Source organism: Micromonospora sp. ATLC20, assembly GCF_057196585.1.
On record NZ_JBXUOV010000051.1, the window covers coordinates 12,220 to 35,358 of the forward strand.

28 protein-coding genes are annotated in these 23,139 nt (G+C 74.1%); 17 read left to right on the forward strand and 11 right to left on the reverse strand.

What is annotated here, in order from left to right; all coding sequences use genetic code 11:
• Positions 1–37: 37 nt before the first annotated feature.
• From AC2CHG_RS13700 to AC2CHG_RS13720, 5 genes are all read right to left on the reverse strand, one after another.
• Complete coding sequence (locus tag AC2CHG_RS13700) at positions 38–283, reverse strand: hypothetical protein (RefSeq protein WP_463839682.1); 246 nt, start codon at positions 281–283, stop codon at positions 38–40.
• 93 nt (positions 284–376) lie between these two features.
• Positions 377–592 (reverse strand): DUF4926 domain-containing protein, encoded by a 216-nt coding sequence (locus tag AC2CHG_RS13705; RefSeq protein WP_484524860.1) that lies wholly within the window; start codon positions 590–592, stop codon positions 377–379.
• Positions 593–594: 2 nt separating this feature from the next.
• Positions 595–1,755: a WXG100 family type VII secretion target gene (locus tag AC2CHG_RS13710; protein ID WP_484524861.1), complete on the reverse strand. Its 1,161-nt coding sequence runs from the start codon at positions 1,753–1,755 to the stop codon at positions 595–597.
• Complete coding sequence (locus AC2CHG_RS13715) at positions 1,752–2,072, reverse strand: type VII secretion target (RefSeq protein WP_484524862.1); 321 nt, start codon at positions 2,070–2,072, stop codon at positions 1,752–1,754. Before AC2CHG_RS13715 ends, AC2CHG_RS13710 begins: the two co-directional genes overlap by 4 nt.
• Positions 2,059–2,460 carry a YbaB/EbfC family nucleoid-associated protein gene (locus AC2CHG_RS13720; protein ID WP_484524863.1) on the reverse strand — a complete coding sequence of 134 codons (402 nt, stop codon included), beginning with the start codon at positions 2,458–2,460 and terminating at the stop codon, positions 2,059–2,061. Before AC2CHG_RS13720 ends, AC2CHG_RS13715 begins: the two co-directional genes overlap by 14 nt.
• 164 nt (positions 2,461–2,624) lie before the next feature.
• Between AC2CHG_RS13720 and AC2CHG_RS13725 the strand changes: the two genes are divergently transcribed.
• Genes AC2CHG_RS13725 through AC2CHG_RS13745 form a run of 5 tightly spaced genes read left to right on the forward strand, consistent with a single transcriptional unit; the run spans position 2,625 to position 5,218 of the window.
• Entirely contained in the window at positions 2,625–3,482 is an 858-nt protein-coding gene (locus AC2CHG_RS13725) for a hypothetical protein (RefSeq protein ID WP_262015260.1), read from the forward strand.
• A gap of 19 nt (positions 3,483–3,501) precedes the next feature.
• On the forward strand, positions 3,502–3,828 hold the full coding sequence (locus AC2CHG_RS13730) for a hypothetical protein (protein WP_120569993.1): 327 nt from the start codon (positions 3,502–3,504) through the stop codon (positions 3,826–3,828).
• Position 3,829: 1 nt separating this feature from the next.
• Positions 3,830–4,324: a WXG100-like domain-containing protein gene (locus tag AC2CHG_RS13735; protein WP_262015259.1), complete on the forward strand. Its 495-nt coding sequence runs from the start codon at positions 3,830–3,832 to the stop codon at positions 4,322–4,324.
• The gene (locus AC2CHG_RS13740) at positions 4,317–4,802 is read left to right on the forward strand and encodes an EndoU domain-containing protein (RefSeq protein ID WP_030502361.1); all 486 of its coding nucleotides are present in this window, start codon (positions 4,317–4,319) and stop codon (positions 4,800–4,802) included. The genes AC2CHG_RS13735 and AC2CHG_RS13740 overlap by 8 nt, the downstream gene beginning before the upstream one ends.
• Before the next feature lie 2 nt (positions 4,803–4,804).
• Positions 4,805–5,218, forward strand: coding sequence for a hypothetical protein (locus AC2CHG_RS13745; RefSeq protein ID WP_484524864.1), 414 nt, complete (start codon positions 4,805–4,807; stop codon positions 5,216–5,218).
• 6 nt (positions 5,219–5,224) lie between these two features.
• Here the strand turns inward: AC2CHG_RS13745 and AC2CHG_RS13750 are convergent, their stop codons facing one another.
• Complete coding sequence (locus AC2CHG_RS13750) at positions 5,225–6,592, reverse strand: pyridoxal phosphate-dependent decarboxylase family protein (RefSeq protein WP_484524865.1); 1,368 nt, start codon at positions 6,590–6,592, stop codon at positions 5,225–5,227.
• A gap of 41 nt (positions 6,593–6,633) precedes the next feature.
• Positions 6,634–8,601, reverse strand: a complete 1,968-nt coding sequence (locus AC2CHG_RS13755; RefSeq protein ID WP_484524866.1) for an AfsR/SARP family transcriptional regulator — start codon at positions 8,599–8,601, stop codon at positions 6,634–6,636.
• Between the two features lie 94 nt (positions 8,602–8,695).
• Here AC2CHG_RS13755 and AC2CHG_RS13760 point away from each other — a divergent pair, with 94 nt between their 5' ends.
• On the forward strand, positions 8,696–9,577 hold the full coding sequence (locus AC2CHG_RS13760; protein WP_484524867.1) for an alpha/beta fold hydrolase: 882 nt from the start codon (positions 8,696–8,698) through the stop codon (positions 9,575–9,577).
• 50 nt (positions 9,578–9,627) lie between these two features.
• Here AC2CHG_RS13760 and AC2CHG_RS13765 read toward each other — a convergent pair whose 3' ends face one another.
• Together AC2CHG_RS13765 and AC2CHG_RS13770 are read right to left on the reverse strand one after the other, a co-directional pair.
• Positions 9,628–10,599, reverse strand: a complete 972-nt coding sequence (locus AC2CHG_RS13765) for an ABC transporter permease subunit (RefSeq protein ID WP_484524868.1) — start codon at positions 10,597–10,599, stop codon at positions 9,628–9,630.
• Positions 10,596–11,429 carry an ABC transporter ATP-binding protein gene (locus AC2CHG_RS13770; RefSeq protein ID WP_357208858.1) on the reverse strand — a complete coding sequence of 278 codons (834 nt, stop codon included), beginning with the start codon at positions 11,427–11,429 and terminating at the stop codon, positions 10,596–10,598. The genes AC2CHG_RS13765 and AC2CHG_RS13770 overlap by 4 nt, the downstream gene beginning before the upstream one ends.
• Before the next feature lie 119 nt (positions 11,430–11,548).
• Between AC2CHG_RS13770 and AC2CHG_RS13775 the strand changes: the two genes are divergently transcribed.
• The 4 genes from AC2CHG_RS13775 to AC2CHG_RS13790 all read left to right on the forward strand — a co-directional run bounded on the left by AC2CHG_RS13775 (position 11,549) and on the right by AC2CHG_RS13790 (position 15,157).
• Positions 11,549–12,670 (forward strand): sensor histidine kinase, encoded by a 1,122-nt coding sequence (locus AC2CHG_RS13775; protein ID WP_484524869.1) that lies wholly within the window; start codon positions 11,549–11,551, stop codon positions 12,668–12,670.
• Positions 12,670–13,317, forward strand: a complete 648-nt coding sequence (locus tag AC2CHG_RS13780) for a response regulator (RefSeq protein ID WP_484524870.1) — start codon at positions 12,670–12,672, stop codon at positions 13,315–13,317. The genes AC2CHG_RS13775 and AC2CHG_RS13780 overlap by 1 nt, the downstream gene beginning before the upstream one ends.
• A gap of 65 nt (positions 13,318–13,382) precedes the next feature.
• A complete protein-coding gene (locus AC2CHG_RS13785) occupies positions 13,383–14,351 on the forward strand; it encodes an ATP-binding cassette domain-containing protein (RefSeq protein WP_355509256.1) in 969 nt (322 codons plus the stop codon).
• The gene (locus tag AC2CHG_RS13790; protein ID WP_262015250.1) at positions 14,348–15,157 is read left to right on the forward strand and encodes an ABC transporter permease; all 810 of its coding nucleotides are present in this window, start codon (positions 14,348–14,350) and stop codon (positions 15,155–15,157) included. Before AC2CHG_RS13785 ends, AC2CHG_RS13790 begins: the two co-directional genes overlap by 4 nt.
• A gap of 43 nt (positions 15,158–15,200) precedes the next feature.
• On the opposite strand, the gene helR is transcribed toward AC2CHG_RS13790, so the two are convergent.
• A complete protein-coding gene (helR, locus tag AC2CHG_RS13795; RefSeq protein ID WP_402806039.1) occupies positions 15,201–17,372 on the reverse strand; it encodes an RNA polymerase recycling motor ATPase HelR in 2,172 nt (723 codons plus the stop codon).
• Positions 17,373–17,597: 225 nt separating this feature from the next.
• On the opposite strand from helR, the gene AC2CHG_RS13800 reads away from it, so the two are divergent.
• The 5 genes from AC2CHG_RS13800 (at position 17,598) to AC2CHG_RS13820 (ending at position 20,760) form a co-directional block, all read left to right on the forward strand.
• Positions 17,598–18,389, forward strand: a complete 792-nt coding sequence (locus AC2CHG_RS13800; RefSeq protein ID WP_357208869.1) for a TetR/AcrR family transcriptional regulator — start codon at positions 17,598–17,600, stop codon at positions 18,387–18,389.
• 102 nt (positions 18,390–18,491) lie between these two features.
• Positions 18,492–18,638 (forward strand): hypothetical protein, encoded by a 147-nt coding sequence (locus AC2CHG_RS13805; protein ID WP_262015247.1) that lies wholly within the window; start codon positions 18,492–18,494, stop codon positions 18,636–18,638.
• A complete protein-coding gene (locus tag AC2CHG_RS13810; RefSeq protein WP_484524871.1) occupies positions 18,638–19,858 on the forward strand; it encodes a YeiH family protein in 1,221 nt (406 codons plus the stop codon). The genes AC2CHG_RS13805 and AC2CHG_RS13810 overlap by 1 nt, the downstream gene beginning before the upstream one ends.
• Positions 19,859–19,891: 33 nt before the next feature.
• Positions 19,892–20,425 carry a flavin reductase family protein gene (locus AC2CHG_RS13815; RefSeq protein WP_484524872.1) on the forward strand — a complete coding sequence of 178 codons (534 nt, stop codon included), beginning with the start codon at positions 19,892–19,894 and terminating at the stop codon, positions 20,423–20,425.
• Between the two features lie 23 nt (positions 20,426–20,448).
• Positions 20,449–20,760, forward strand: a complete 312-nt coding sequence (locus tag AC2CHG_RS13820) for an NIPSNAP family protein (RefSeq protein ID WP_484524873.1) — start codon at positions 20,449–20,451, stop codon at positions 20,758–20,760.
• A 33-nt stretch (positions 20,761–20,793) separates the two neighbouring features.
• Here AC2CHG_RS13820 and AC2CHG_RS13825 read toward each other — a convergent pair whose 3' ends face one another.
• Entirely contained in the window at positions 20,794–21,804 is a 1,011-nt protein-coding gene (locus AC2CHG_RS13825; protein WP_262015243.1) for a helix-turn-helix transcriptional regulator, read from the reverse strand.
• Positions 21,805–21,890: 86 nt separating this feature from the next.
• Here AC2CHG_RS13825 and AC2CHG_RS13830 point away from each other — a divergent pair, with 86 nt between their 5' ends.
• Both AC2CHG_RS13830 and AC2CHG_RS13835 read left to right on the forward strand, forming a co-directional pair.
• Positions 21,891–22,469 carry a DinB family protein gene (locus AC2CHG_RS13830; RefSeq protein WP_262015242.1) on the forward strand — a complete coding sequence of 193 codons (579 nt, stop codon included), beginning with the start codon at positions 21,891–21,893 and terminating at the stop codon, positions 22,467–22,469.
• A gap of 20 nt (positions 22,470–22,489) precedes the next feature.
• Positions 22,490–23,139: DNA glycosylase AlkZ-like family protein (locus tag AC2CHG_RS13835; protein ID WP_484524874.1), on the forward strand; the 650-nt coding region annotated here is incomplete at its 3' end.

The window sequence follows — 23,139 nt, forward strand, 5'->3', positions numbered from 1 at the left end:
TCTCCGAACCGCCCGCAATTTCTGGTCGCAACCGCCCTTACGGCAGCCTGTAGGTCGCGGCGACGAGTTCTCGAAGATGTGCCACCACTCCGGGTTTCTGGTCTGTCTCCGGCAGATGCCGCTCACCCGCCGTCACTAGACCGGCGCGTAAGTGGTTGACGACTTCGCGCTGGGCCTCCGGCGACAGATCCTCCAGCCAGAACGAACCGAGGTTGTTGTCGACGATCTCCTGAAGATGCCTTGCGGCACTTCTGCTCGAGAGCCGGCCGATCAGGAACTCCAACGTCCAGTCGAATAGTCCTCCGGTCGCTGTCCAGTCGACTCCGGGTCGCAGAACGACGAGGCCGGCCACTACTGCCTTACCCTTCCGGCCAGTTCAGGGCTGCTGCTCGGCGCCGTTGGTGTCGACCCTCTGGATCTTGTCCGGTGTGAGGGCCACAGTGCTGAGGGTCTGCCCGTCCTGATCGGCGAACTCCACTTCGTAGGCGAGGTCGGGTCGGTGGAACACGTGCACGATGGTGCCGACCGCTCCGGCGGGAAGGTTTTCCTCGGGCACGGCGTCCCTGAGTTCGACAAGGTCGTACAGGTCCACGATCATCCTTGCTTGGGCGGGAACGAGATGGTGACGAGGCGCGGTGCGGAAGCGTCGGCATCGAGAATCCAGGCGGTCCGCACCAGGATAGTTCCGGACGGGCCGGTCAGGGGTAGGTCGACGGACCAGCGCCGGCCATATTGGTCCGCCTTGCCCGCGATCGGTGTGCCGTTTCGCACGCCCTCGCGGATTTGCCGCTCGATGTTCGCGGCGTCGTCAGGGCCGAGCCCGGTCGCCGCGTTGATCACCCGGTACTTGTTCTTGCCGACGGGATGCTCCGGATTCATGGCGTACGCGGTGATCTTCCTAGCGTCGATCTCCGGATTCCGGAAGTCGGGAGCATCGGGGTCGCGTGGCGTCTGGGGTGGGTCCACATCACGCGGCGGTGGTGACGCGGATGGCTGGCGGCGAAAGCGGCGCAGCACCTCCTTCAGCTTCTCGATCAGGTCGCCGAGGCGCCGCATCTCCGGCATCAGCCGCCGCAGACTCGCCAGCAATCCCCGCAACAACCGCCCGATCCGCGCCGCCCACGACGCCACGGTCGTCGTCACCTGCTCCACCACCAGCGGCGTCGCCAGCCCGGCCGTGGCGACCAGTTCGGCCGCGTACACGATCAGGCGGGACACGCAGGCGGCGATGGCGTCGCGGACCAGCAGCCGCACGGCCGCGACCAGGCCGGCGGCGCCCTCGGTGATCGCGGCCATCGCCTCGGCGCCCTGCGCCAGCCCGGTGACGGCCTGCTGCTGCTCGGCCGCCCAGCGGCGGTAGCCGGTGGCGGCGGCGCCCGTCCACCCGGCGACCTCGGTGCGGACGGCGTGGGCCAGCTCGGCGGCGTCCTCGCGCAGCGACGCGGCGACGTTGCGCCAGGTCTGCGCGTGCGCGGTGATCTCGGCGGGGTCGCCGGCGAGCCAGTCGAGGGCCTCGCTGAGCGGCTTGACGTGCTCGATGAGCCAGGCGATGCCGTACTGGAGGAGGGCCCCGGCCGGGTCGGACACGAGGGCGAGCGCGTCGAGGCCGGCGCTGACGACGCCGAGGCTGCCGTCGATCCAGCTGCCGGTGCGTACGCCCTGGGCGATGAGTTCGATGTCCTCGCAGATCCACACGCCCGCCCAGGCGCTCGGCGCGGTGTCCGGGGCGGCGGCGACCAGCGGGTTCGTGGTCACCGACGCTGCCGTACCCGGTCGAGCAGGTCCGCGGCGTGCGCGTCGGAGGCGCGGTAGCGCTCGGCGCTGGACCGCAGCTTCCCGGCGGTGTCCCGGACCGAGGTGGCGGCGGTGCCGATGCCGTCGGTGAGCGTCCGCTGGAGACCGCCGAGCAGGACGGGCATGATCGCGCAGAGCTGCCCGTACGCGTCGGCGCTCAGCCGGACGTGCTGTCCGGCCTGCCGCGCGGTGTCGATACTGTCGGCGCAGCGGCCGAGGTGGACGGCGTGCGCGGTCAGGTCGTCCGGGTCGACCTGGAGGCCGTCACCGGGCGGCATCCGGCGCGTCCTGGTCGGGGCCGAGCCGCCGCTGGTGGGACTCGACGATCGCTCGCGCGGCCGGGTCGTCAGCGCCGAGCGTCTCGGTGGTGGCCTCGGTGAGCTGTCGCAGCAGGTCGGCGCGGGCGTCCCGGGTGACCGCCAGGATCTGCCGGGCGGTGTGTGCGGCGGAGTGCTGCCGGACGCGTTCGTCGAGTCGCAGGCCGGTGAGCAGCCCGGACGCGTCGACGGTGACCTCGACCAGCCCGTCGGTGCTGCGGGCGGTGCCGATCAGCGCCTGTGTGCGGGCGGACAGGTCACGGGCGCGTGCCGCCCGGTCGGTCAGCGACGACTCCCACTCGTCGAGCCGTCGTGCCGCCGCGTCCATCGCGGCCTCGTCCGCCCACATGACGACCCTCCCCAGAGGACAACGGTGCCCGACACGGTAGCAACCGGTAGCGCTTCGTGTGGGCCCCGTGACGGCACGGTGATGAGCGTGCTCCCCTGTGGAGGGACATCCGGGCGTGCCGGGCGTTGCTAGGGTCTGGTTGACCGTGACGGGGAGGCAACGGGATGACACAGGACGCCGCGGCCGACGACTACGCGCTGCGCGTCTCCGGCTACCGCGAGGAGCTGGCGGCCCTGCGCGCCGGCGCGCATCCCGCTGGCAGCGGGACCGCCGACGGCCACACCGCCGGCGGGGTGACCGCCGAGGCGCATGGCCGGGCCGCCGACGGCCAGGTCGAGGTGACGGCGGAGGACGGGCGGTTGCGCTCCGTCGAGCTGGCCGCGCCGTTGATGCGGTTGTCCGAGGACGAGCTGGGCCGCCTGGTCGAGCAGGCGGTGAACGACGCGCTGACCGCGTCCCGGCGCAGCCTGGCGAGCAGCGAACCGGTGGCCGACCTGTCCGCGCTGACCGGAAGCCTCGGGGCCGTCCTCGCCGAGAGCGAGGCGGCGATGCGCCGGCTCCACGGCGCGATCGCCGACGCCGTCGCCACGGCCGGTCCGGCGACCGGGCTCGGCGGGGACGTCCCGGCGAACGGCCCGGCGGATCTCCTGCACCAGGTCATGGACGTGCTGGGCGCCGCGACCGGCGGAACGCCGCCCGAGGACGGCGGGGACGAGCGGTGGAGCGGGTCCGATGACGCCGGGACCGTACGCGCGGAGGTCGACGGCTCGGCCCGGCTGACCCGGCTGGAGGTCACCCGCCCGCCCCGCCGGCTGTCCTCGGCGGAGCTCGGCGAGTCGGTGGTGGTCGCGGTCAACCGCGCGCTGGAGCAGATCCCCCCGGCGGCGGCGCCGCAGGGGCTCGGCTCGGCCGCGCTCGACGCGCGGCTGCGCGACCTTCAGGAAGCGAGCGTCCGCCAGATGTCCGCGCTCACCGGAGCGCTGACCGGCGTGATGCAGACCATCCGGGACCCGGGACGATGACCGACGGAGAGGAGCGCTGATGGCCCGCGAGATCGAGATCGATCCCGAATCGATCATCGGGGCGGGTGACGACATCGTCGCCTCCGCGCAGCGTCTGCGCGCCGCGCTGTCCGCGTTCGACGCCGAGCTGGCGGCCTTCGGCACCCCGTGGGGCAACGACGACCTCGGCTCGCTCATCGGGATGGTGTACGAGACGATTCGCGACCTGGCGCTGGAGAGCTACGACGCGAACCTCGTCGAGATCGAGGACATCGGCAAGCTGAGCCGGGTGATGGGCCTCAACTACCAGGAGACCGAACGCATGATCACCGAGAGTCTCGGCCGCTTCCGTGAGGTGCTCGGCTGACATGGGAATGACACTGCCTGGAGAACTGGTGTCCCTGCTCGGCATGCTCGGCTACACCTGGCCCGAGGCCGACGAGACGAAGCTGCTGGAGATGGGCCAGGCGTGGCTTGCCTTCCCGGACCGGCTCCGGACGCCGGTGGCCGACGCCGACCGATCGGCGCAGCAGATGTGGACCCAGAATCGCGACGACGCCATCGAACGTTTCCAGACGAGCTGGCAGGCCGCCGACTCGGCGAAGACCAACCTGGACGACGGGGCCTCCGCGGCGGCGCTCATCGGAACCGGGCTCATGGTGTGCGCCGGGATCGTCCTCGCCTTGAAGATCAACGTGATCGTGCAGCTGACGCTTTTGGCGATTCAGATCGCGCAGGCGGTCGCCACGGCGGTGGTCACCTTCGGCGCCTCCCTGCTGGAGATCCCGATCTTCAAGCTCATCACCGGTGTCCTCATCGACCAGTTGCTCAACCTGGCCACCGAAGCGGTGCTCGGTGGGTAAGCGGGGAAAGGCCGGTCTCTTCACGCCGGTGGAGAAGTGGCTCCGGGCCCGGATGCGGCACCGCCGCTACGCGCACATCTTCCGCGGTCACGTGAACACCAACGCCAATCCGCCCCGGGGCACCGGCTTCCACCACCGGTTCATGGGGGAGAACCCGCCGGGTGCCCGGGTCCGCGTCGACGCGGACGGCCGCGAGATGATCCTCGAACGGCACGCCGACGGCACGTACCGCGCCCGCGTCGACGTGCAGGACGACGGCGGGGTCTGGCGCCAGAAGCGCGGTTCGAGCACCTTCTTCCCGGACAACTGGACGCCGCAGCGGGTCGACGAGACGATCGAGGGCGCGTTCCGGTCCGGCGGCCCGCACCCGGACGACCCCAACAAATGGCAGGGGAGGGCGAACGGGCTGCTCGTCGAGGGCTTCTACAATCCCGGTGGCACGACGTGGTACTCGGCTTGGCCGGTGGGGGGACGCTAGCTGTGGGTGACATCCAGTTCGGGCGCAATCAGAACGGCGCGCCCACCATGACCAGCGGTGACGCGCGTTTCCGCTCGTTCGCCTCCCAGCTCGTCAGCGACATCCAGACGTACGCCCCGGACTGCCTTGAGCTGCTGCAGTGCATCGACGACGTGATGTCCGGGCGCTCGGACTACGAGGAGTACGAGGGCAACTCCGCAGTGGTGCGCTGCACGCCGACCGGCGTCAGCGTGGACAGCCTCGGCCCGGTGCCGTCGGGAGCGTCGTACACGGTCGACGAGGCCCGCACGGTGATCCTCGCCTACTTCGACTTCCTCGCCCCCTCGCCGGAGGAGAAGAAGCGCCACCTCGCCACTTGGGAGCGGGAGCACGGCGGCCCGTTCCCCGGGCGGCACCTGCTGCGTCTGCCCGGCTGACGCCGCTCAGCGGGCCAGCCGGGCGATCGCCGCCACGGACCGGTCCACGTCGGCCTCAGTGGTGGTCGCGTTCGACACCGAGATCCGCATCAGCCGCCGCCCCCGCCACGTCGTCCCACCGGCCCAGGACGTCCCGTCGGCCTGCACCGCGGCCACCACCCGGTCGGTGCGCGCGTCGTCGCCGAACCCGACCAGCACCTGGTTGAGCACGACGTCGTTCACCACCTCGAACCCGGCCGCGCTCAGCCCGTCGGCGAACCGCCGGGCCAGCGCGCAACACCGCTCGACCAGCGCGGCGACGCCGTCGCGGCCCAGCTCCCGCAGGCCCGCCCAGACCGCGAAACCACGGGCGCGGCGCGAGGACTCCGCGGTCAGCTCCGCGCCTACGGGCACACCGCCGGAACCCACGAGGTACGCGGCCGCGAGCGACATGGCCGCCGCGTGCGCGTCGGGCCGGGCGCAGAACGCGAACGCGGTGTCGTACGGCAGGTTCAGCCACTTGTGGCCGTCGCAGGCCCACGAGTCGGCCGCCTCCAGCCCGTCCACCAGGTGCCGGGTCGACGGGCTGACGGCCGCCCACAGCCCGAACGCGCCGTCCACGTGCGCCCAGCCGCCGTACCGGTGGACCAGGTCGCAGGCGCGGCGCAGGTCGTCGCACGCGCCGGTGTTCACGTTGCCCGCCTGCAGGCAGACGATGGTCGGTCCGGGACCGGCGTCGCGCAGCGCCGCCGCCAGCGCGTGCGGGTCGATGGCGCCCTGCGGGCCGGTGGGCACCGGGCGCAGCGCGTCGGTGCCGAGGCCGAGCAGCCGCAGCGACCTGTCGACGGTGGCGTGCCGTTCGGCGCCGGCGAACACGCGCACCGCCGGTGCGCCGGACAGGCCGCGTCGTTCCACGTCCCAGCCGGCGTCGGCGAGGACCTGGTGGCGGGCGGCGGCGAGCCCGGCGGTGTTCGCGGCCTGCCCGCCGGTGACGAACCCGGCCGACGCGGTCGCCGGGATGCCGAGCAGTTCCTTGAGCCAGGTACCGGCGGCCGACTCGGCGGCCACCGCGGCGGGCGAGGTGACGGCGTTGAACGCGTTCTGGTCCCACCCGGCGGCCAGCATGTCTGCGGCGGTGGCGGCGGGCGAGGCGCCGCCGATGACGAAGCCGAAGTAGCGCGGCCCGGCGGTGGCGACGAGTCCCGGTTCGGCGGCGGCCACCAGCTCCGCGAGGACCTGCTCGGGCGGGGTGGGCGCATCAGGCAGCGGGCCGGCGAACGCCTCGTTCAGCGCGGCCTGGTCCACGGGTACGCCGACCGGCCGGTCCGGCAGGGACAGCCGGTAGTCGGCCGCGTGGTCGGCGGCGCGCCGGAACAGGTGCCTCAGGTCGTCCATCGCCGCACCCTAGCCGAGGGCGCGGGCCATCCGAGCCGCCCTCATGAACGGTCCCGACCGCCGGTCATCGCGAGTGCGGTGTCGAGACGGTCCAGGTGCAGGGCCACGGGCCCGACGGTGAGCAGGCCACTGCCCGCCCCGGCCAGCTCACCCGCCGCCGGGGCGAGCGCGGCCCGGGCCCGCAGCATCGCGTCCCGGTCGTCCAGCGCCACGGCGGCCCGGCCGGTCAGGCACCACAGCGCCTCCATGAGCAGGTCACGCGGCGGCGCCGGGGTGCGGCGCAACGCCCTTGCGGCCTTGTCGCGCCGCCCGTCGGCGAGCAGGAGCAGCGGGCGGGCCCAGGGCGCGTACGGCCCCCAGTCGGTGTCGGCGGGGAAGACGGCCGGCAGGTCGTGCCACGCCCGCAGGCAGAGCAGCGCCAGCGACGCCAGCCCGCGTTCCACGCCGGGCATCCCGCAGCCGGCCAGCCGGGTCGCCCACGACCGGTACGCGGCCTCCGCCTCCGGGCACGCGGCGCCGGTGGCGGCGGTCCGCATGGCCCGGTAGCCGCCGGTGAACACGCCGACGAGCGGGCTCTCGTGCCGGGCGGCGAGCCGGTCCGCCGCCTCGGCGTGCGCGTCGGCGCTGGTGAAGTCGGCGAGAGCGCTCCGCGCCTGCACCCGGATCAGGTGCCCGAGGATCTCCACTGTGGCCAGGCCGTGCCGGGCGGCGAGCGCTACCAGTTCCACCCCGATCGCGTCCCGCTCGGCGGCCAGCCCGGTCCGGTGGAACGTCTGCATGTACACGCCGTTAAGGGCCTGGGCCAGCAGTGCCGGGTCGGCCACCCGCCGGGCGATCGCCTCCGCGTCCCGCGCCGCCTCGGCGGGTCGCGGCGACGCCGTACCGCGGGACTCGATCGCGACGGTGGCCAGCAGCCGGGCCCGGGTCGCCTCCGGCGCGTCCGGACCCAGCCCGGCCAGGGCCCGCTGCGCCGCCGCGACGACCCGGGCTGCCTGCGCGGGGTCGTCCGAGCGGGTCCAGATCGCGGGTACGTCGTATCCGCCGATCACCCGCGCGGTGAACTCCGGGTCGCCCAGTTGCTCGGCCGCCGTGATGGCCGCCTCGCGCTGGTCCCGGGCGGCTTCCAGCCCGCCCGGCCCGGTCACCGCGAGGCTGCGCAGCAGCCCGACGGTGGACTCCAGCCGGGCCCGCGCGCCGGGCACCACGCTGCGCTCGTACGCCGCTGCGGTCTCCGCCCAGACCCGCGCCGGACCGGTCGGCTCGGGTTCGGCCTGGCGCAGCAGGTCGGTCTCCAGCCGCCGCAGCCGCGGTCCGGGGTCCAGGCCGAGCTGGTCGCGTAGCAGTTCCCGGGCGTGGCGCAGCACGGCGAGCGCGTCGGCCTGCCGTCCGGCCCGGTAGAGCGCCGACGCCAGCAGCGCCCACCCGTCCTCCCGCCACGGGTGCGCGGCGACGTGGGCGTCGAGATCGGGTACGGCGTCGGCGGCCCGGTCCAGCGCCAGCAGCGCCTCGGCCCGCCGCTCCACTGCGGTCAGCCGGATCTGGTCGAGCCGGGACCGTTCGGCGTTCGCCCACGGCTGGTCGAAGTCGGCGTACGCGGGCCCGCGCCACCAGCCCAGCGCCTCGTCGAGCCGGTCCAGCGACGCACGGGGCAGCGCGTCGGCGACAGCGGTCACGGTGTCCTCGAACCGCCAGGCGTCGACGGTGTCCGGGTCGGCGCGCAGCGCGTACCCCGGTCCGTCGGTGACCAGCAGCCGGGCCGGCTCGCGGGGCGGACGGTGCGGTTCCAGGCGGCGGCGCAGCGCCGAGACGAACGTGCGGACCGCGCCCACCGCACCGGCCGGCGGGTCGTTCCACAGGTCGTCGACGATCTGCCCGACCGGCACGGTCCGGCCCCGGGCGGCGACCAGCCGCGCCAGCACGGCCCGGTGCCGGGGCCCCTTGAGGTCGACCGGCACACCCGCGTCGTCCCAGGCCGTCACCGGACCCAGCACACCGAAACCGACAGGCACCGACCCTCCTCGCCAGGGGTCACCGTATCGCGCTCATCGGTTGCTCATCCGGCGCCGCCACGCTGGTCAGGTACGACGAGACGAAAGAGGGATCATGATGAGCACCACCATCGCGGGATTCGACTACCAGCGCGTTCCGGTCGCCGAGGGTGTGACGCTGAACGTGGCGGTGGGCGGCTCCGGCAGCCCGGTCGTGCTGCTGCACGGCTTCCCGCAGACTCACCTGATGTGGCGGCACGTCGCCGCCGACCTGGCCGGCGAGCACACGGTGATCTGCCCCGACCTGCGCGGTTACGGCGCCAGCGACAGACCGGCCGCTGACACCGAGGACACGTACAGCAAGCGGACGATGGCCGCCGACGTGGTGGCGCTGGCCCGCGCGCTCGGGCACGAGCGGTTCGCGCTGGCCGGGCACGACCGGGGTGCCCTGGTCGCGGTCCGGGCCGGCCTGGACCACCCGGACGCGGTCACCCACCTGGCGTCGCTTGATGTGCTGCCCACCCTCGACATGTGGGACGTGCTGCACGGCGTGAACGCCTCGGTGGCGTTCCACCTGTACCTGATGGCCCAGCCGCCCGGCCTGCCCGAGACGATGATCGCGGGCAGCGCCGACGCGTTCTTCGGGCACTTCCTCGACGCCTGGGCCGGTGACCCGGCGGCCATGCCGGCGCAGGTGCGCGCCGAGTACCTGCGGGCCTCCCGGGAGGCGGTCGACTCGATCGTCGCGGACTACCGGGCGTCGGCCGGGATCGACGTGACGCACGACCGGGCGGACCGGGACGCCGGGCGGCGGCTGACCATGCCTACCACCGTCATCCAGCAGGACTGGGGCGCCGCGCTCGGCTACGACGCGGCGGCGGTGTGGCGGGCGTGGGCCCCGGACCTGGAGCACCGCACCACCACTGCCGGGCACTTCATGGCCGAGGAGGCGCCGGGCGAGATCGCCGAGGCGCTGCGGGCGCTGCTCAAGCGGTAGGTACGGCGGTCCGGGCGCGCGTGGCGCCCGGACCGTCCGCCCCCGTCCGCTCAGCCGGCCCGTCTCCGGACGTGCCACAGGCCGAGCGCCGCCAGCAGACCCGCCGCGCCGAGGTGGAGCGCCAGCTCGATCCACTGGAACGCCCAGAACCGGCGGTTCGGCTGGTACGCCAGGTCCACGTGCAGGTCGAGCTTGCCGAGACAGACCGCGGTGTCGCCGAACGTGCCGGTGGCGCCGGTACGCGGCGGGTCACGGAAACAGGTGCCGAACGCCTCGTCGGAGAGCTGCCGCCCGTCGGCGGTCCGCAGCGGGCTGATGTCGGTGACCCACGCACCAGGCACGTCCAGCCCGCCGACCACAGGCGAGCCGGTGATGCTGCCCAGGTTGCGGGCCCGGTTGACGGTGTCGGCGGTCATCGGCACGGTGACCCGCTCCGGCGGCAGGTAGTGCGGGCGCAGCAGGTTCGGCACCGCGAACTGCACCACGACCACGGCCAGGAACACCACTGCCATCGCCGGCAGGGTGCGGCGGAGCAGCAGCCCGGCGACCACGCCGAGGACGAGGCCGAACACGGCGTACCCGACCGGCGCGATGCCGCGCGCGCCGAACAGCACGGTGCTGAACCGGTCACCTGCAACCCGGTCGACGGGCGAGGCCGCCCAGGTCAGCAGCGCGCCGAGCACACCGGCGACGAGCGCGGCGGCGGCCGACAGCACGGTGAGCTTGATCGCCAACCAGCGGCGGCGTGGCACGCTCTGGTTCCACACCAGCCGGTGCGTGCCCTGCTCCAGTTCCCGGGCCACCAGCGGCGCGCCCCAGAACGCGCCGATCAGCGCGGGCAGCAGCGCGAACCCGCCGGCCAGGAACAGCATCGTCTGCGCGTACCGGCCGGGCAGCCGGGCCGGGTCGGGCTCGGCGCGGATGTCCGCGCCGAGGCGCAGCAGGTAGGCGCCGGCCAGCACCAGCAGGACGGCGCCGACGAGCGCCGGGAGGCGGAACTGCCGCAGCGTCATCCGGATCATCGGGTCACCGCCGGGCGGGCGGCGGCCCGGGACAGGTACGCCAGGACCAGTTCCTCCAGCGTGACCGGCGCGCCGTCGCGTACCGCCGGGCCCCGGACCACGACGCGGCCGGGCTCGGCCCAGACCACCTCGGCCCCGGCGGACGCGGCGGCGGTCCGGTGGTGTGTGGCGAGCAGGTCCGGGACCGGACCGGCCACCTGCACCCGGGCGGCACAGAGCACGACCAGGTGGTCGCAGACCTGCGCCACGTCGCCGAGCAGGTGCGAGGAGAGCACCGCGCCCGCGCCGAGTTCCCGCACGAAACCGGCCAGCCCGTGCATGAACTCGCGCCGCGCCAGCGGGTCCAGTGCGGCGGCCGGCTCGTCGAGGATCAGCAGCTCGGGACGCTTCGCGGCAGCCAGTGCGAGGGCCAGTTGCGCGCGCTGGCCGCCGGAGAGCCGGCCCGCCTTCTGCGCCGGATCCAGGCCGACCTCGTCGACGCGCCGCCGGGCCAGCGCCGCGTCCCAGGACGGGTTCAGCCAGGCGCCCATCCGCAGGTGCTCGGCGACGGTCAGGGAGGCGTAGACCGGCGTGTCCTGGGCGACGAAGCCGACCCGGGCCAGGTGCGCGGCGTCGGCGGCCGGCGGTGAGCCGAGCACCGTCAGCGAACCCGAGGTGGGCGCGATCAGCCCGCAGGCCAGTTGCAGCAGCGTGGACTTGCCGGCGCCGTTGGGGCCGACCAGGCCGACCACGTGCCCGCGCGGAACGCTCAGGTCGCAGTCGGCAAGCGCGGTGCGGCGGCCGTACCGTTTGGTCAGCCGCACGGCGTGCAGGGCGAGTGGTGGATGCATGCGACTCATCCTGGGCACGCCCGGCCCGGCGGGCATCGGTCCGGAGCAGGGTCCGGCACTCGGACGGCCCCTACTTTCGGCCGGTTCGCGGCGGCCCGCGATCTCCTAACGTGCTGGGCATGGCTGGTGAACGGATCACCCGGGTGGCGGCGACGGCGGGGCTCGCCGTGGTGCTGCTCGCCGCGATCGGCGTCCAGGCGGTGGCGATCGCCGCGAGCTGGGGGCTGCCGTACTGGCTTCCCGGCGGCACGGCCGCCGTCGTGGCTGGCGTGCTGGCTCTGGTACGCGACAGGCAGCGCGTCGTCACCGCCACCGCCGGACTCGTCGTCGCCGGGTCGGCAGTCGTCGCGGCCCGGCTGTTCGACCTGCCCACCGAGCCGGGGCCGGCGCTGGCGCTCGCGTCGGCCGTCCTGGTCGGATCGGCGGTACGCGCGCTGCCGCCGCTGCCCGCCGGCCTGATCGGCGCCGGTGGTCTCGTGGTGGCGGCCGGGGCGTGGCTGGCCGCCCGGCCGGGGGCGGGCGGGTCGGGGGTGGTCGCGTTCAACGGGCTGTGCTGGCTCGGCGGGGTCGCCGCCGGGCTCACGCTGCGGCTGCTCGACGAGCGGGCGAAGGTCACAGCCGAGCGGGTACGCCGCGACGAGCGGCTGGAACTGGCCCGGGAGCTGCACGACGTGGTGGCCCACCACGTCACCGGCATCGTGGTGCAGGCGCAGGCCGCCCACCTGGTCGGGCGGCGGGATCCGGCGCGTGCCACGGAGTCGCTGGCTGGCATCGAGGCGGCCGGCGGCGAGGCGATGCGGGCCATGCGCCGCCTGGTCGGGCTGCTGCGGGACACCGCTGACGCGCCGCCGGCCTCGGCCGGTACCGAGCAGATCGAGGGACTCGTCGAGCGGTTCCGCCGGCAGGGCCCGCCGGTGCGGCTGCGGCTGCCGGCGGAGACGGCCTGGCCGCCGGAGGTCACCAGCACCGTGCACCGGATCGTCCGGGAGGCGCTGACGAACGTGGCCCGCCACGCGCCGCACACCGGCCAGGTCACCGTCGACGTGGCGCAGGAGCCGGACGCGGTGGTGGTCGAGGTGACCGACGACGCGTCCTCCACGCCCGCCGAGTCCCGGGGCGGATACGGCCTGATCGGCCTGCGCGAGCGCGTCGAGGCCCTCGGCGGCACGCTGACCGCCGGTCCCCGCCCGGATGGCGCCGGGTGGTCGGTGCGGGCGGTAGTGCCGAACGGGAGGGCGTGATGACGATCCGGGTGCTGCTCGCCGACGACCAGGCGATGGTTCGCGGCGGGCTGCGGCTGATCCTGGAGGACCAGCCCGACATCACAGTGGTGGCCGAGGCGTCCGACGGTGTCGACGCGGTCGCCCAGGCCCGCCGCCTGCGACCCGATGTCTGCCTGGTGGACATCCGGATGCCGCGCCTCGACGGGCTCCAGGTGACGCGGGCGCTCGCCGGGCCCGAGGTGGCCGACCCGCTGCGGGTCGTCGTGGTCACCACGTTCGACCTGGACGAGTACGTCTACGGTGCGCTGCGCGGGGGAGCGGCCGGGTTCCTGCTCAAGGACGCCGGTCCGGCGCTGCTGGTGGAGGCCGTGCGGGCGGCGTATCAGGGTGACGCGCTCGTGTCCCCGTCGGTGACGGTCCGGCTGCTGCGGCACCTGACGCCGCCCGCGCCACCCGGGGACGAGCGCCGCCCGGCGCTGTCCGAGCGGGAGATCGAGGTGGTACGCGAGATCGCCCGGGGCCGGACCAACCTGGAGATCGGCGCGGAGCTGTTCATCTCGCTGAGCACCGTGAAGAGCCACGTCTCGACGGTGCAGACGAAGCTCGGCCTGCGGAACCGTACCGAGATCGCGGTCTGGGCGTGGGAGCACCGGCTGGTCGACTGAATCATTGGCGGACGCCATACCGTACGTTGTACGTTAGTGCCCTCGTCGACGGAGGGGGAACAGACGTGGAACACGCGATCCTCGCGGAGGGCCTGCGTAAGCGATACGGGGACACGGCCGCGCTCGATGGATTCGACCTGCGGGTGCCACCGGGCACCGTGTGCGGGCTGCTCGGCCCGAACGGCGCCGGCAAGACCACAGCCGTCCGCATTCTCGCGACGCTGCTGCGCTTCGACGCCGGGCGAGCAGAGGTCGCCGGCTACGACGTGGCCGGGCAGGCCGACCGGGTGCGCCACCGCATCGGCCTGGTCGGGCAGCACCCGGCGGTGGACGAGGCGCTCAGCGGGCGGGAGAACCTGGTGATCTTCGGCCGTCTGTTCCACCTGGACCGGGCCGGGGCGCGACGGCGGGCCGGCGAACTGCTCGACCGGTTCGGGCTCGCCGACGCCGGCGGGCGGCCGGTACGCACGTACTCCGGTGGCATGCGCCGCCGCCTCGACCTGGCCGCCGGGATGATCCTCGCGCCGTCGGTGCTGTTCCTCGACGAGCCGACCACGGCGCTGGACCCGCGCGGGCGCAACGAGGTGTGGGAGGCGGTACGGGATCTGGTGCGCGCCGGCACCACGGTGCTGCTCACCACGCAGTACCTGGACGAGGCCGACCAGCTCGCCGACCGCGTCTGCGTGCTCGACGCCGGGCGGGTGATCGCCGAGGGCACCCCCGACGCGCTCAAGTCACGCCTCGGCGGCGACCGGATCGAGCTGGTCGTCCGCGACGCCGCCGACCTGGCCACCGCCGCCGGACGGCTGCGCGCCGTCGCCCGCGCCGAACCGGCAGTCGACAGGGACCGCCGGGCGGTCAGCGCCCAGGTCGGCGACCGGGCCGGCGCGCTGACCGAGGTGCTGCGCGCGCTCGACGCCGACGGCGTGGACGTGGCCGACGTGGCGCTGCGGCGACCCACACTGGACGAGGTGTTCCTCCAGCTCACCGGCGGGCCGTCCGCCGACCGGACCGGCGTGGAGGTGACCGCGTGACCGCGACGGTGACCCCGGCCCGGCGCGCGTCGCTGGCCGGTGACGGCCTGACGCTGACCGGTCGTGCGCTGGCGCACTGGCGGCGTGAGCCCGGCCCGCTGGTCGGCTCGCTGGGCTTCGACATCCTGATGGTGCTGATGTTCGCGTACCTGTTCGGCGGCGCGCTCCAGGTACCAGGCGGTGGCAGCTACCGCGAGTTCCTGATGCCCGGCATGTTCGCCATGACGATGGTCTTCGGCATCAGCATGACCACCATGGCGGTCTCGGCGGACCTGGAGCGCGGCGTCACCGACCGGCTGCGATCGATGCCGGTGTCCCGGCTGGCCCCGCTGCTCGGCCGCGCTGTGGCCGACCTGATGTTCGCGGTGGTGACGCTCGCCGTCATGCTGCTCGTCGGCCTGGCGATCGGGTGGCGGGCGCGCGGCGACGTCGGCGACACGCTCGCCGCGCTCGGGCTGATCCTGCTGCTGCGGTTCGCGCTGGTCTGGGTTGGCGTCTTCCTCGGCCTGACCGTGAAGGGGCAGAGCGCGGTGACGGCCGTGCAGACGCTGGAGTTCCCGCTGGGCTTCCTGTCCAGCGCGTTCGTGGCGCCGTCCACCATGCCCGCGTGGCTGGGCGCGGTCGCCGAGTGGAATCCGCTGTCCGCGACCGTCGGGGCCACCCGTGAGCTGTTCGGCAACCCCGGGTGGGGCGGCGACTCGTGGGTGGCCGCGCATCACCCGCTGCTGGCGGTGCTCTGGCCGCTGGTGCTGGTCGCGGTGTTCCTGCCGCTGTCGCTGCGCCGGTACCGGGCGCTGAGCCGCTGAGCCGGACCCCGGGGGCGGTGCGTGCGCCGCCCCCGGGGCACGGTCACGGCCCGGTCAGCACGACCAGTTCGCCGGTGGCCCGGGTCATTGCGACGTACCGGTCCACCGCCCCGGCGACCCCGTCGCCGAACGCCTCCGGGTCGACCAGCACCACCAGGTCGAACTCCAGCCCCTTGGCCAGCACCGGGCTCAGCGACCGGACCCGCTCCGAGGCCGGGAACGCCGGATCGCCGATGACGCACGCGACGCCCTCGCGGTGTGCGGCCAGCCAGCCGTCCACCACCGCGCGCAGCTCGGCGCGGGCGCCGTATCGCACCGGAGCGCCGTCGCGGATGGACGTGGGCACGTTGGCATCCGGCAGCACGGCCCGGATCACCGGTTCGGCCGCCGCCATCACCTGGGCCGGAGTGCGGTAGTTGACTGACAGCGTCGCCACCTCGACGCGGTCGAACCCGGCCCGCGCCAGCCGCTGCGGCCACGACTCGGTGAACCCGTGCCGCGCCTGCGCCCGGTCACCGACCACGGTGAAGCTGCGCGACGGGCAGCGCGCCAGCAGCATCTGCCACTGCGCATCGGTCAGCTCCTGCGCCTCGTCCACCACGACGTGCGCGAACGGCCCGGCCAGCAGGTCCGGATCGACCGCGCTCAACACGCTGGAGTCGACCAGGCTGGTGCGCATGTCCTCGCCGTACAGCATGGTCATCAGACCCTCGCCGTCGTCGTAGGCGTGCGACGCGATCAGCGCGTCGACCACCGTGTCCATCTCGGCGCGCTGCGCGGCCAGCACCCCCTCGTCGCGGCGCCGCCGCAGCGACGCCTCCGGGTCGCCGACCCGCCGCCGGGCCGCGTCCAGCCACGGCAGGTCCGCCACCGTCCAGGCTCGAGGGTCGGCCCGCCGCAGCGTACGGATCTCCTCGACGCTCAGCCACGGGGCGCACCGGCGCAGGTAGGCCGGCACCGACCACAGGTCGGCCACCACGTCGAGCGGGTCGAGCAGCGGCCACGCCCGGCCGAACGCGGTGACCAGTTCCCGGTCGCGCCCCAGCGCTCGGCGGACCGCCTCCTCCGGCTCGTCGCCGCGGTACTTCTCCAGCAGGATCGTGAGCAGTTCCTCCCACACCTCGTCGCGGGCCTCGTTGTGCGGGACACCCGGCCCGGCCGCCTCGAACGCCGTCGCCCAGTCGTCGGCGGTCAGCCGCAGCTCGGCGTCCCCGACCCCGACAGTCATTCCGGCCGTGGGCGGCTCCTCGTAGAAGCGGACCGCGGCGTCGACAGCGCGCACCAGTTCCCCGGACGCCTTCAGCCGCGCCACCTCCGGGTCGGTCTCCGGCGCCGCCGCCGCGCCCTCCGGCACCAGGTCGGCGAGCGTGCAGATCTGCACGTCCTCCTCACCCAGGCTGGGCAGCACGTCGGAGACGTAGTTCAGGTACGGCTGGTGCGGCCCGACCACCAGCACCCCGCCCCGGCGCTCGCCCAGCCGTGGATCGGCGTGCAGCAGGTACGCGGTGCGGTGCAGCGCCACCACCGTCTTGCCGGTGCCGGGACCGCCGTCCACCACCAGCGCGCCCCGGGAACCGGCCCGGATGATCGCGTCCTGATCGGCCTGGATGGTGCCGAGCACGTCGCGCATCCGCGCCGACCGGGTCGCGCCCAGGCTGGCGATGAACGCCGACTGGTCGTCCAGCGCGGCGTGCCCGGCCAGCCCGTCGGCGGTGAACACCTCGTCCCAGTAGTCGGTGATCCGGCCCGCGGTCCACCGGTACCGGCGGCGGCTGACCAGGCCCATCGGGTCGGCGTGCGTCGCGCCGAAGAACGGCTCGGCGGCGGGGGAGCGCCAGTCCAGCAGCAACCGGCCACCCGCGCCGTCGGTCAGGCCGAGCCGGCCCACGTACACCGGTTCGCCGCCGTCCGCGCCGACCATCCGGCCCAGGCACAGGTCCAGGCCGTAACGGCGCAGCGTACGCAGGCGCGCGCTCAGCCGCCGGACCTCCTGGTCCCGGTCGACCGCCTGCCGGCCCCGGCCGCCCGCGGCCCGGCGCGTCGCGTCGAGCCGGTCGGTCAGGTCGGCGATCGAGCGGCGCAGGCTGTCCGCGATGGCGGCGAAGTGCCGCTCGTCGGCGGCGATCAGCTCGGGGTCGGCCTTCGCCGACAGTCGCTCGGGTAGATCGAAAACGCTCGTGGCAGGCAGGTTCAACTCGTCTCCGATCACGGGCACGGCCGAGCCTCCGCTCTTCGCGGCTTTTCGAATGGCACGGCAATGGGTTACGGCCGGCAATTGTGCGCCCCGACCCCGGTCTTGCGGCAAGACCGGGGGTGCGCTATATGTTGGTAGTGGCGGGAGAACCCGCCATTCTTTTTTGCGCGAACAATTCTCGGGCTGCCCTTTTCCGGCGTCCCGCCGACGGCTGGTGACCGGCCCGGCCGGTAGGATGACGGCACCATGTCGAAGGAGCGCCGGCGCAAGGCCGATCCCGCCCGCAGCCTGGCCCTTCTCTGGCGCACCCGGGAACCGGCCAGCCGTGGCGCCGGTCCCGGTCTCAGCGTCGACCGGATCGTGCGCACCGCGATCGAGATCGCCGACGCCGAGGGCATCGACGCGCTCACCATGCGCCGGGTCAGCGAGGCGCTCGGCGTGGGCACCATGTCCGTCTACACGTACGTGCCGGGTAAGGCGGAACTGCTCGACGTCATGGTGGACGCCGTCCTCGGTGACCTGCCGCGCCCGGCCGACGTGCCGGGTGGCTGGCGGGGCCGGCTGGAACGCATCGCGCGGGACAACCTCGCTCTCTACCGGGCCCACCCGTGGCTGCTGCGCGCCGAGACGACCCGGCCGGTGCTCGGCCCGAACGTGCTCGCCAAGTACGACTACGAGCTGCACGCCGTGGCGGACATCGGGCTCGACGACGTGGAGATGGACGCGGTGCTCACGCTCGTGCTGGGGCACGCCAAGAACGCGGCCCGGGTCGCGCTGGACGTGGCCGAGCTGGAACGCGAGACCGGGATGACCGACGACCAGTGGTGGCGGACGCACGGGCCCTGGCTGGAGAAGTTCATGACCGCAGGCAGCTTCCCGCTCGCCGCGCGGGTCGGCACCGCCGCGGGCATGGCGCACGGCGCGGCGTACGGGCCGGACCACGCCTTCGAGTTCGGCCTCCAGCGGGTGCTCGACGGCATCTCGGTGGTGGTGGCCGAGCGCGCCGGTGGCGAGCCGGGGCCCGGGAAGACCTTGTAATCCTACTAGTTAAGTAGGAAACTCTCGTTGGGGTCGACGATCCCCCGTCACCCCTCGCCTCCGGCTGCCCTCCGTCGCCCGCGCGTACCCGTAGGAGCCCGCATGAGCAACGCGCCCACGCCACCCGAACCGCCCACCGCTGGCCACTCCCGGCTCGCCCTCAACGAGGACTGGGCAGCCACCGTCCTCGGCCTCGCGCTGCTGCTCCTGGTGCTGGCCGGCGCCATCCCCGCCGGGCTGGTGCCGTGATGGCCGGCGCCCCGGAATCCGCCACCCACAGCACCGCCGCCGGGTCGTCCGCGGCCTCCACCGCGGACACCCCCGCCGCCGCGACCTCAGTGGACCGATCGGACCGCACACCGTCGGACGCCACGCCCTCGGCCGATCTGCGTTCCGGCGCGTTCTGGGTGTGGACCGTCCTGGGCCTGCTGGTGGTGTTCGGTCTCGCCGCGCTCACCCGCTACCTGGAACAGAACGTGCCGGTCTGGGCCGAGGGCAGCGCGGTCGAGGACGTGGCCGCCGCGATCGAGTACCCGGTCTACGCGATCCTGCTCGGCCTGCTCGGCAACCTCGTCGTCACCGTGACCGGCCTGCGGGACCGGATCTCCGCCGCGTTCCGTACCGAGTTCTTCATCAAGACCGGCCTGGTGCTGCTCGGCGCCTCGATCAACCTGGCAGTCATCGCGAGCGCCGCCGGTCCCGCCATCGCCCAGGCGCTGCTGCTGATCAGCGGCGTGTTCCTGTTCACCTGGTGGCTGGCCGGGCGGTTCGGCCTGGACGAGAAGCTGCGGGCGCTGCTCGCCTCGGCGGTGTCGATCTGCGGGGTGAGCGCCGCGATCGCCGCCGCCGGCGCGGTCCGGGCACGCCGGGAACAGCTCGCGTACACGGCCAGCCTGGTCATCGCGTTCGCGCTGCCGTCGATCTTCCTGCTGCCGTGGCTGGCCGACGTGCTCGGCCTCTCCGACGCGGTCGCCGGCGCCTGGATCGGCGGCAACATCGACACCACCGCCGCCGTGACCGCCGCCGGCGCGCTCGCCGGTGAGGACGCGCTCCAGATCGCCAGCATCGTCAAGGTCACCCAGAACGCGCTGATGGGCGTGGTCGCGGTGGCGCTCACCGCGTACTTCGCGCTGCGGGTGGAGCGGCGGCCGGACGCCCCGCGCCCCGGGCTCGGCGAGCTGTGGCGCCGCTTCCCGAAGTTCGTCCTCGGGTTCGTCGCCGCCTCGGTGATCGCCACCTGGTACCTCGACGCCGCGGGCGCGGACGGCAAGGCCACCATGGCGATCGTCACCGACCTGCGCGTCTGGTTCCTCATCCTGGCCTTCGTCAGCATCGGCCTGGAGGTCCGCGTGTCGTCGCTGCGCGAGGCCGGCTGGCGGCCGGTGACCGTGTTCGCCGCCGCCACCGTGTTCAACCTGGTGCTGGCCCTCGGGCTGGCGTCGGTGCTGTTCCACGGTTTCACGGTCTGACCGGTCCCGTCCCGTACACCTTGGAGGAACACCGTGACCGAGCCCGCCGACACCCCGGTCGACGCCGACGCCGACGCGCTGCGGACGCTGCTGCGGCACCAGGCCAGCACCGTCACAGTGGTCACCGCCGCCGGTCCGCCCGCGGCCGGGTTCACCGCCACCTCGTTCACCGCGGTGTCGCTGCGACCGCCGATCGTCTCGTTCTGCCTGGACCGGGGGTCGTCGAGCTGGCCGGTGGTGTCCCGGGCCCGGCACGTCGGGGTGCACCTGCTCGGGCACGGCCAGCACGAGCTGGCCCGGACGTTCGCCACCAGCGGGATCGACCGGTTCGCCGAGCCGACCCGCTGGCGGCCCGGCCCGGAAGGGGTGCCGGTCCTCGACGACACACTGGCCTGGCTGCTGTGCCGGGTGGTGGACCAGGTCGTCGTCGGGGACCACGCCGTCGTGCTGGCCGAACCGGAACTGCTGCGGCACGCCGACGTCGGTTCGCCGTTGCTCTACCACCGGGGGCGGTACGCGGGCCTGGCCGACACGACCGACCCCGGCGACCACCGCTCCGCCGCCTGACCGGCCGCCGCTATCGTGGCCGCGTGATCACCTGCGTCGTGCACTACACGATCGACCCCGCGCAGCTCGAGGCGTTCGAGCGTTTCGCCCGTACCTGGATGCGGCTGGTGGCACGGCACGGCGGCGTGCACCACGGCTACTTCCTGCCCGCCGAGGGCGCCAGCGACCGGGCCGAGGCGCTGTTCAGCTTCGAGAGCCTGGCGGCGTACGAGCAGTACCGGGCCCGGTTCGGAGTGGACCCGGAGTTCGTCGCCGCCGACCGGATCCGCGAGGAGTCGGGCTGCGTCCTGCGGTACGAGCGCACGTTCATGCGCCCGCTCCTGCCCACCGACTGACACCCCCGGCACGACCGGGGCAGTGGGAGGCGGTCAACCGCTGCGCGGCGCGTCCGGGGCCTGGGCGGCGGCTGCGTAACGGCGGGCCAGGCGGGCGAACGCCTCGCGCAGCTCCGGCGGCCCGACCACCTCGATGTCGGCGTCGTAGCGGCCGAGCACAGCGGCCAGCCCGGGCCACGACCAGGCGCCCAGCACCAGCCGGCAGCGGTCCGGGCCCAGCGCCTCCACGATCCCGTCGCGGGTCCACCCGGACACCACCCGGGCGGGCAGGTCGAGGATCACCTCCCCGCGGCAGGGCCAGTCGCCCGGCCCGGTGGCGCCCTTGAACCGGCCGGCGACGTACGCGGCCACGTCCCCGCCGGGCAGCTCGCGGGGCGTGAACCGGGGGCCGGTGGGCGTACGCGGGCTGATCCGGTCGACCCGGAACGTGCGCCAGTCGTCGCGGTCGAGGTCCCAGGCGACGAGGTACCAGCGGCCGCCCCAGGTGACCAGGTGGTGCGGCTGCACCCGGCGCGGCGGCCGGCCCGCGACCGGCGGCGTCGTGGACACCGACTCGTAGTCGAAGCGCAGCTCCTCGCGGGCGTGCACGGCGGCGCTCAACGTCATCAGCAGCGCCGGTTCCACCCGGTGCTGTGCCGGCGTGCCGGCGCGTTGCACGTCGACCACCCGCAGCGCGTCCACCCGGTGCCGCAGCCGCGCCGGCATCACCTGCCGCACCGTGGTCAGCGCCCGCGCGGCCGCCTCCTCGATGCCGGTCACCCCACCGGCGGCGGTCTGCAACGCCACGGTGAGGGCGACCGCCTGCTCGTCGTCGAAGAGCAGCGGCGGCAGCGCCGAGCCGGCGCCCAGCCGGTAGCCGCCGTCCGGCCCCTTGGCGCTCTCGATCGGATAGCCCAGCTCCCGCAGCCGGTCGACGTCGCGGCGCACCGTACGCGGGCTGACCCGCAGCCGTTCGGCGAGCAGCGATCCGGGCCAGTCGCGTCGCGCCTGCAACAGGGACAGCAGGGCGAGCAGTCGGGCGGAGGTCTTCGGCACGACACGCATTCTGCCGCGAGAAGAGGACACTTCCTGACCGCTATGCCTGCGAGGGTGGACCCGTACCCGATCAGGACCGGAAGGAACCGATGACGATGACCGGCACCACCACGACCCCCACCACCCTGGACGCCGAGCGGACCGACCTGCTGGCCGAGCTCGCCGAGGCCCGGAACATGCTGATCAACACGGTCCGTGGCCTGACCGACGAGCAGGCCGGGCAGAAGCCGACCGTCAGCGCGCTCTGCCTGGGCGGCCTGATCAAGCACGTCGCGTCCACCGAGGAGGCGTGGCTGCGGTTCGTGGTCGAGGGCCCCTCGGCGATGTCCTTCGCCATGCCCGAGGGCGTCACCTGGGAGGACTTCATGTCCGGGCAGGCCCGCGAGCTGCCGCAGTGGGCGATCGAGCGGGGACGGGACTTCCAGATGCTGCCCGAGGACACGCTGCCGGCCATCCTCGACCGGTACGCCCGCGTCGCCGCCCGTACCGAGGAGATCGTGGCCGGCGTCGAGGACCTGTCGGCCACTTGGCCGGTCCCGGACGCGCCGTGGAACGAGCCCGGTTCGGTCCGCAGCGTCCGGCGGGTGCTGATCCACGTCATCGCCGAGACCACGCAGCACGCCGGGCACGCGGACATCCTGCGCGAGAGCATCGACGGCCAGACCACCACCTGAGCCGGCCGGAGAACGAAGCCGTGACAGTGCTCGACCGGCGTGCGCTCAACCGGGCGACGCTCGCCCGGCAACTGCTGCTCGACCGCGCCGACCTGCCGGTGGCCGACGCGGTGGCGCACCTGTGCGGGTTGCAGGCCCAGGAGCCGCAGGAGCCGTACGTCGGGCTCTGGTCGCGGCTGCGGGCCTTCGACCCGGCGGTCCTGTCGGACCTGTTGGTGCGCCGCCGCCTGGTGCGTACCCACCTGATGCGCCGCACCGTGCACCTGCTCGCCGCGGACGACGTGCTGGCCTGGCGGTCCCGGCACGACGCGATGCTGCGGCAGCGGGTGCTGGGCGTCTACCGCGGCGAGTTCGACGGGGTCGACCTCGACGAACTCGCCGCGGCGGCCCGGGAGATCCTGGCCGACGGCGAGCCCCGCACCACCGCCGAGATCGTGGGTGCGCTCGCCGCGCGCTGGCCGGAGAGCGACCAGCGGGCGCTCGGCGAGATCGTGCTCGCGCTGGTGCCGGCCGTGCAGGCGCCGCCGCGCGGACTGTGGCGGACCACGGCCGGCGTCCGTACCGTCGCTCTGGCCCGATGGCTGGGCCGCGACGCCGAACCGCCCGGCCCGGACGGCGACGACCCGGCCGGGCGGGCGCTGGTGCGGCGCTACCTGGCCGCGTTCGGGCC

What these genes read in the sequence shown, in the direction of transcription:
- AC2CHG_RS13770 (WP_357208858.1), bottom strand. Translation starts at nt 11,429, where the DNA reads ATGCATCCACCACTCGCCCTGCACGCCGTGCGGCTGACCAAACGGTAC.
- AC2CHG_RS13775 (WP_484524869.1), top strand. Translation starts at nt 11,549, where the DNA reads ATGGCTGGTGAACGGATCACCCGGGTGGCGGCGACGGCGGGGCTCGCC.
- AC2CHG_RS13765 (WP_484524868.1), bottom strand. Translation starts at nt 10,599, where the DNA reads ATGATCCGGATGACGCTGCGGCAGTTCCGCCTCCCGGCGCTCGTCGGC.
- AC2CHG_RS13800 (WP_357208869.1), top strand. Translation starts at nt 17,598, where the DNA reads ATGTCGAAGGAGCGCCGGCGCAAGGCCGATCCCGCCCGCAGCCTGGCC.
- AC2CHG_RS13750 (WP_484524865.1), bottom strand. Translation starts at nt 6,592, where the DNA reads ATGGACGACCTGAGGCACCTGTTCCGGCGCGCCGCCGACCACGCGGCC.
- AC2CHG_RS13730 (WP_120569993.1), top strand. Translation starts at nt 3,502, where the DNA reads ATGGCCCGCGAGATCGAGATCGATCCCGAATCGATCATCGGGGCGGGT.
- AC2CHG_RS13810 (WP_484524871.1), top strand. Translation starts at nt 18,638, where the DNA reads ATGGCCGGCGCCCCGGAATCCGCCACCCACAGCACCGCCGCCGGGTCG.
- AC2CHG_RS13725 (WP_262015260.1), top strand. Translation starts at nt 2,625, where the DNA reads ATGACACAGGACGCCGCGGCCGACGACTACGCGCTGCGCGTCTCCGGC.
- AC2CHG_RS13780 (WP_484524870.1), top strand. Translation starts at nt 12,670, where the DNA reads ATGACGATCCGGGTGCTGCTCGCCGACGACCAGGCGATGGTTCGCGGC.
- AC2CHG_RS13735 (WP_262015259.1), top strand. Translation starts at nt 3,830, where the DNA reads ATGGGAATGACACTGCCTGGAGAACTGGTGTCCCTGCTCGGCATGCTC.
- AC2CHG_RS13720 (WP_484524863.1), bottom strand. Translation starts at nt 2,460, where the DNA reads ATGTGGGCGGACGAGGCCGCGATGGACGCGGCGGCACGACGGCTCGAC.
- AC2CHG_RS13715 (WP_484524862.1), bottom strand. Translation starts at nt 2,072, where the DNA reads ATGCCGCCCGGTGACGGCCTCCAGGTCGACCCGGACGACCTGACCGCG.
- AC2CHG_RS13825 (WP_262015243.1), bottom strand. Translation starts at nt 21,804, where the DNA reads ATGCGTGTCGTGCCGAAGACCTCCGCCCGACTGCTCGCCCTGCTGTCC.
- AC2CHG_RS13830 (WP_262015242.1), top strand. Translation starts at nt 21,891, where the DNA reads ATGACCGGCACCACCACGACCCCCACCACCCTGGACGCCGAGCGGACC.
- AC2CHG_RS13760 (WP_484524867.1), top strand. Translation starts at nt 8,696, where the DNA reads ATGATGAGCACCACCATCGCGGGATTCGACTACCAGCGCGTTCCGGTC.
- AC2CHG_RS13805 (WP_262015247.1), top strand. Translation starts at nt 18,492, where the DNA reads ATGAGCAACGCGCCCACGCCACCCGAACCGCCCACCGCTGGCCACTCC.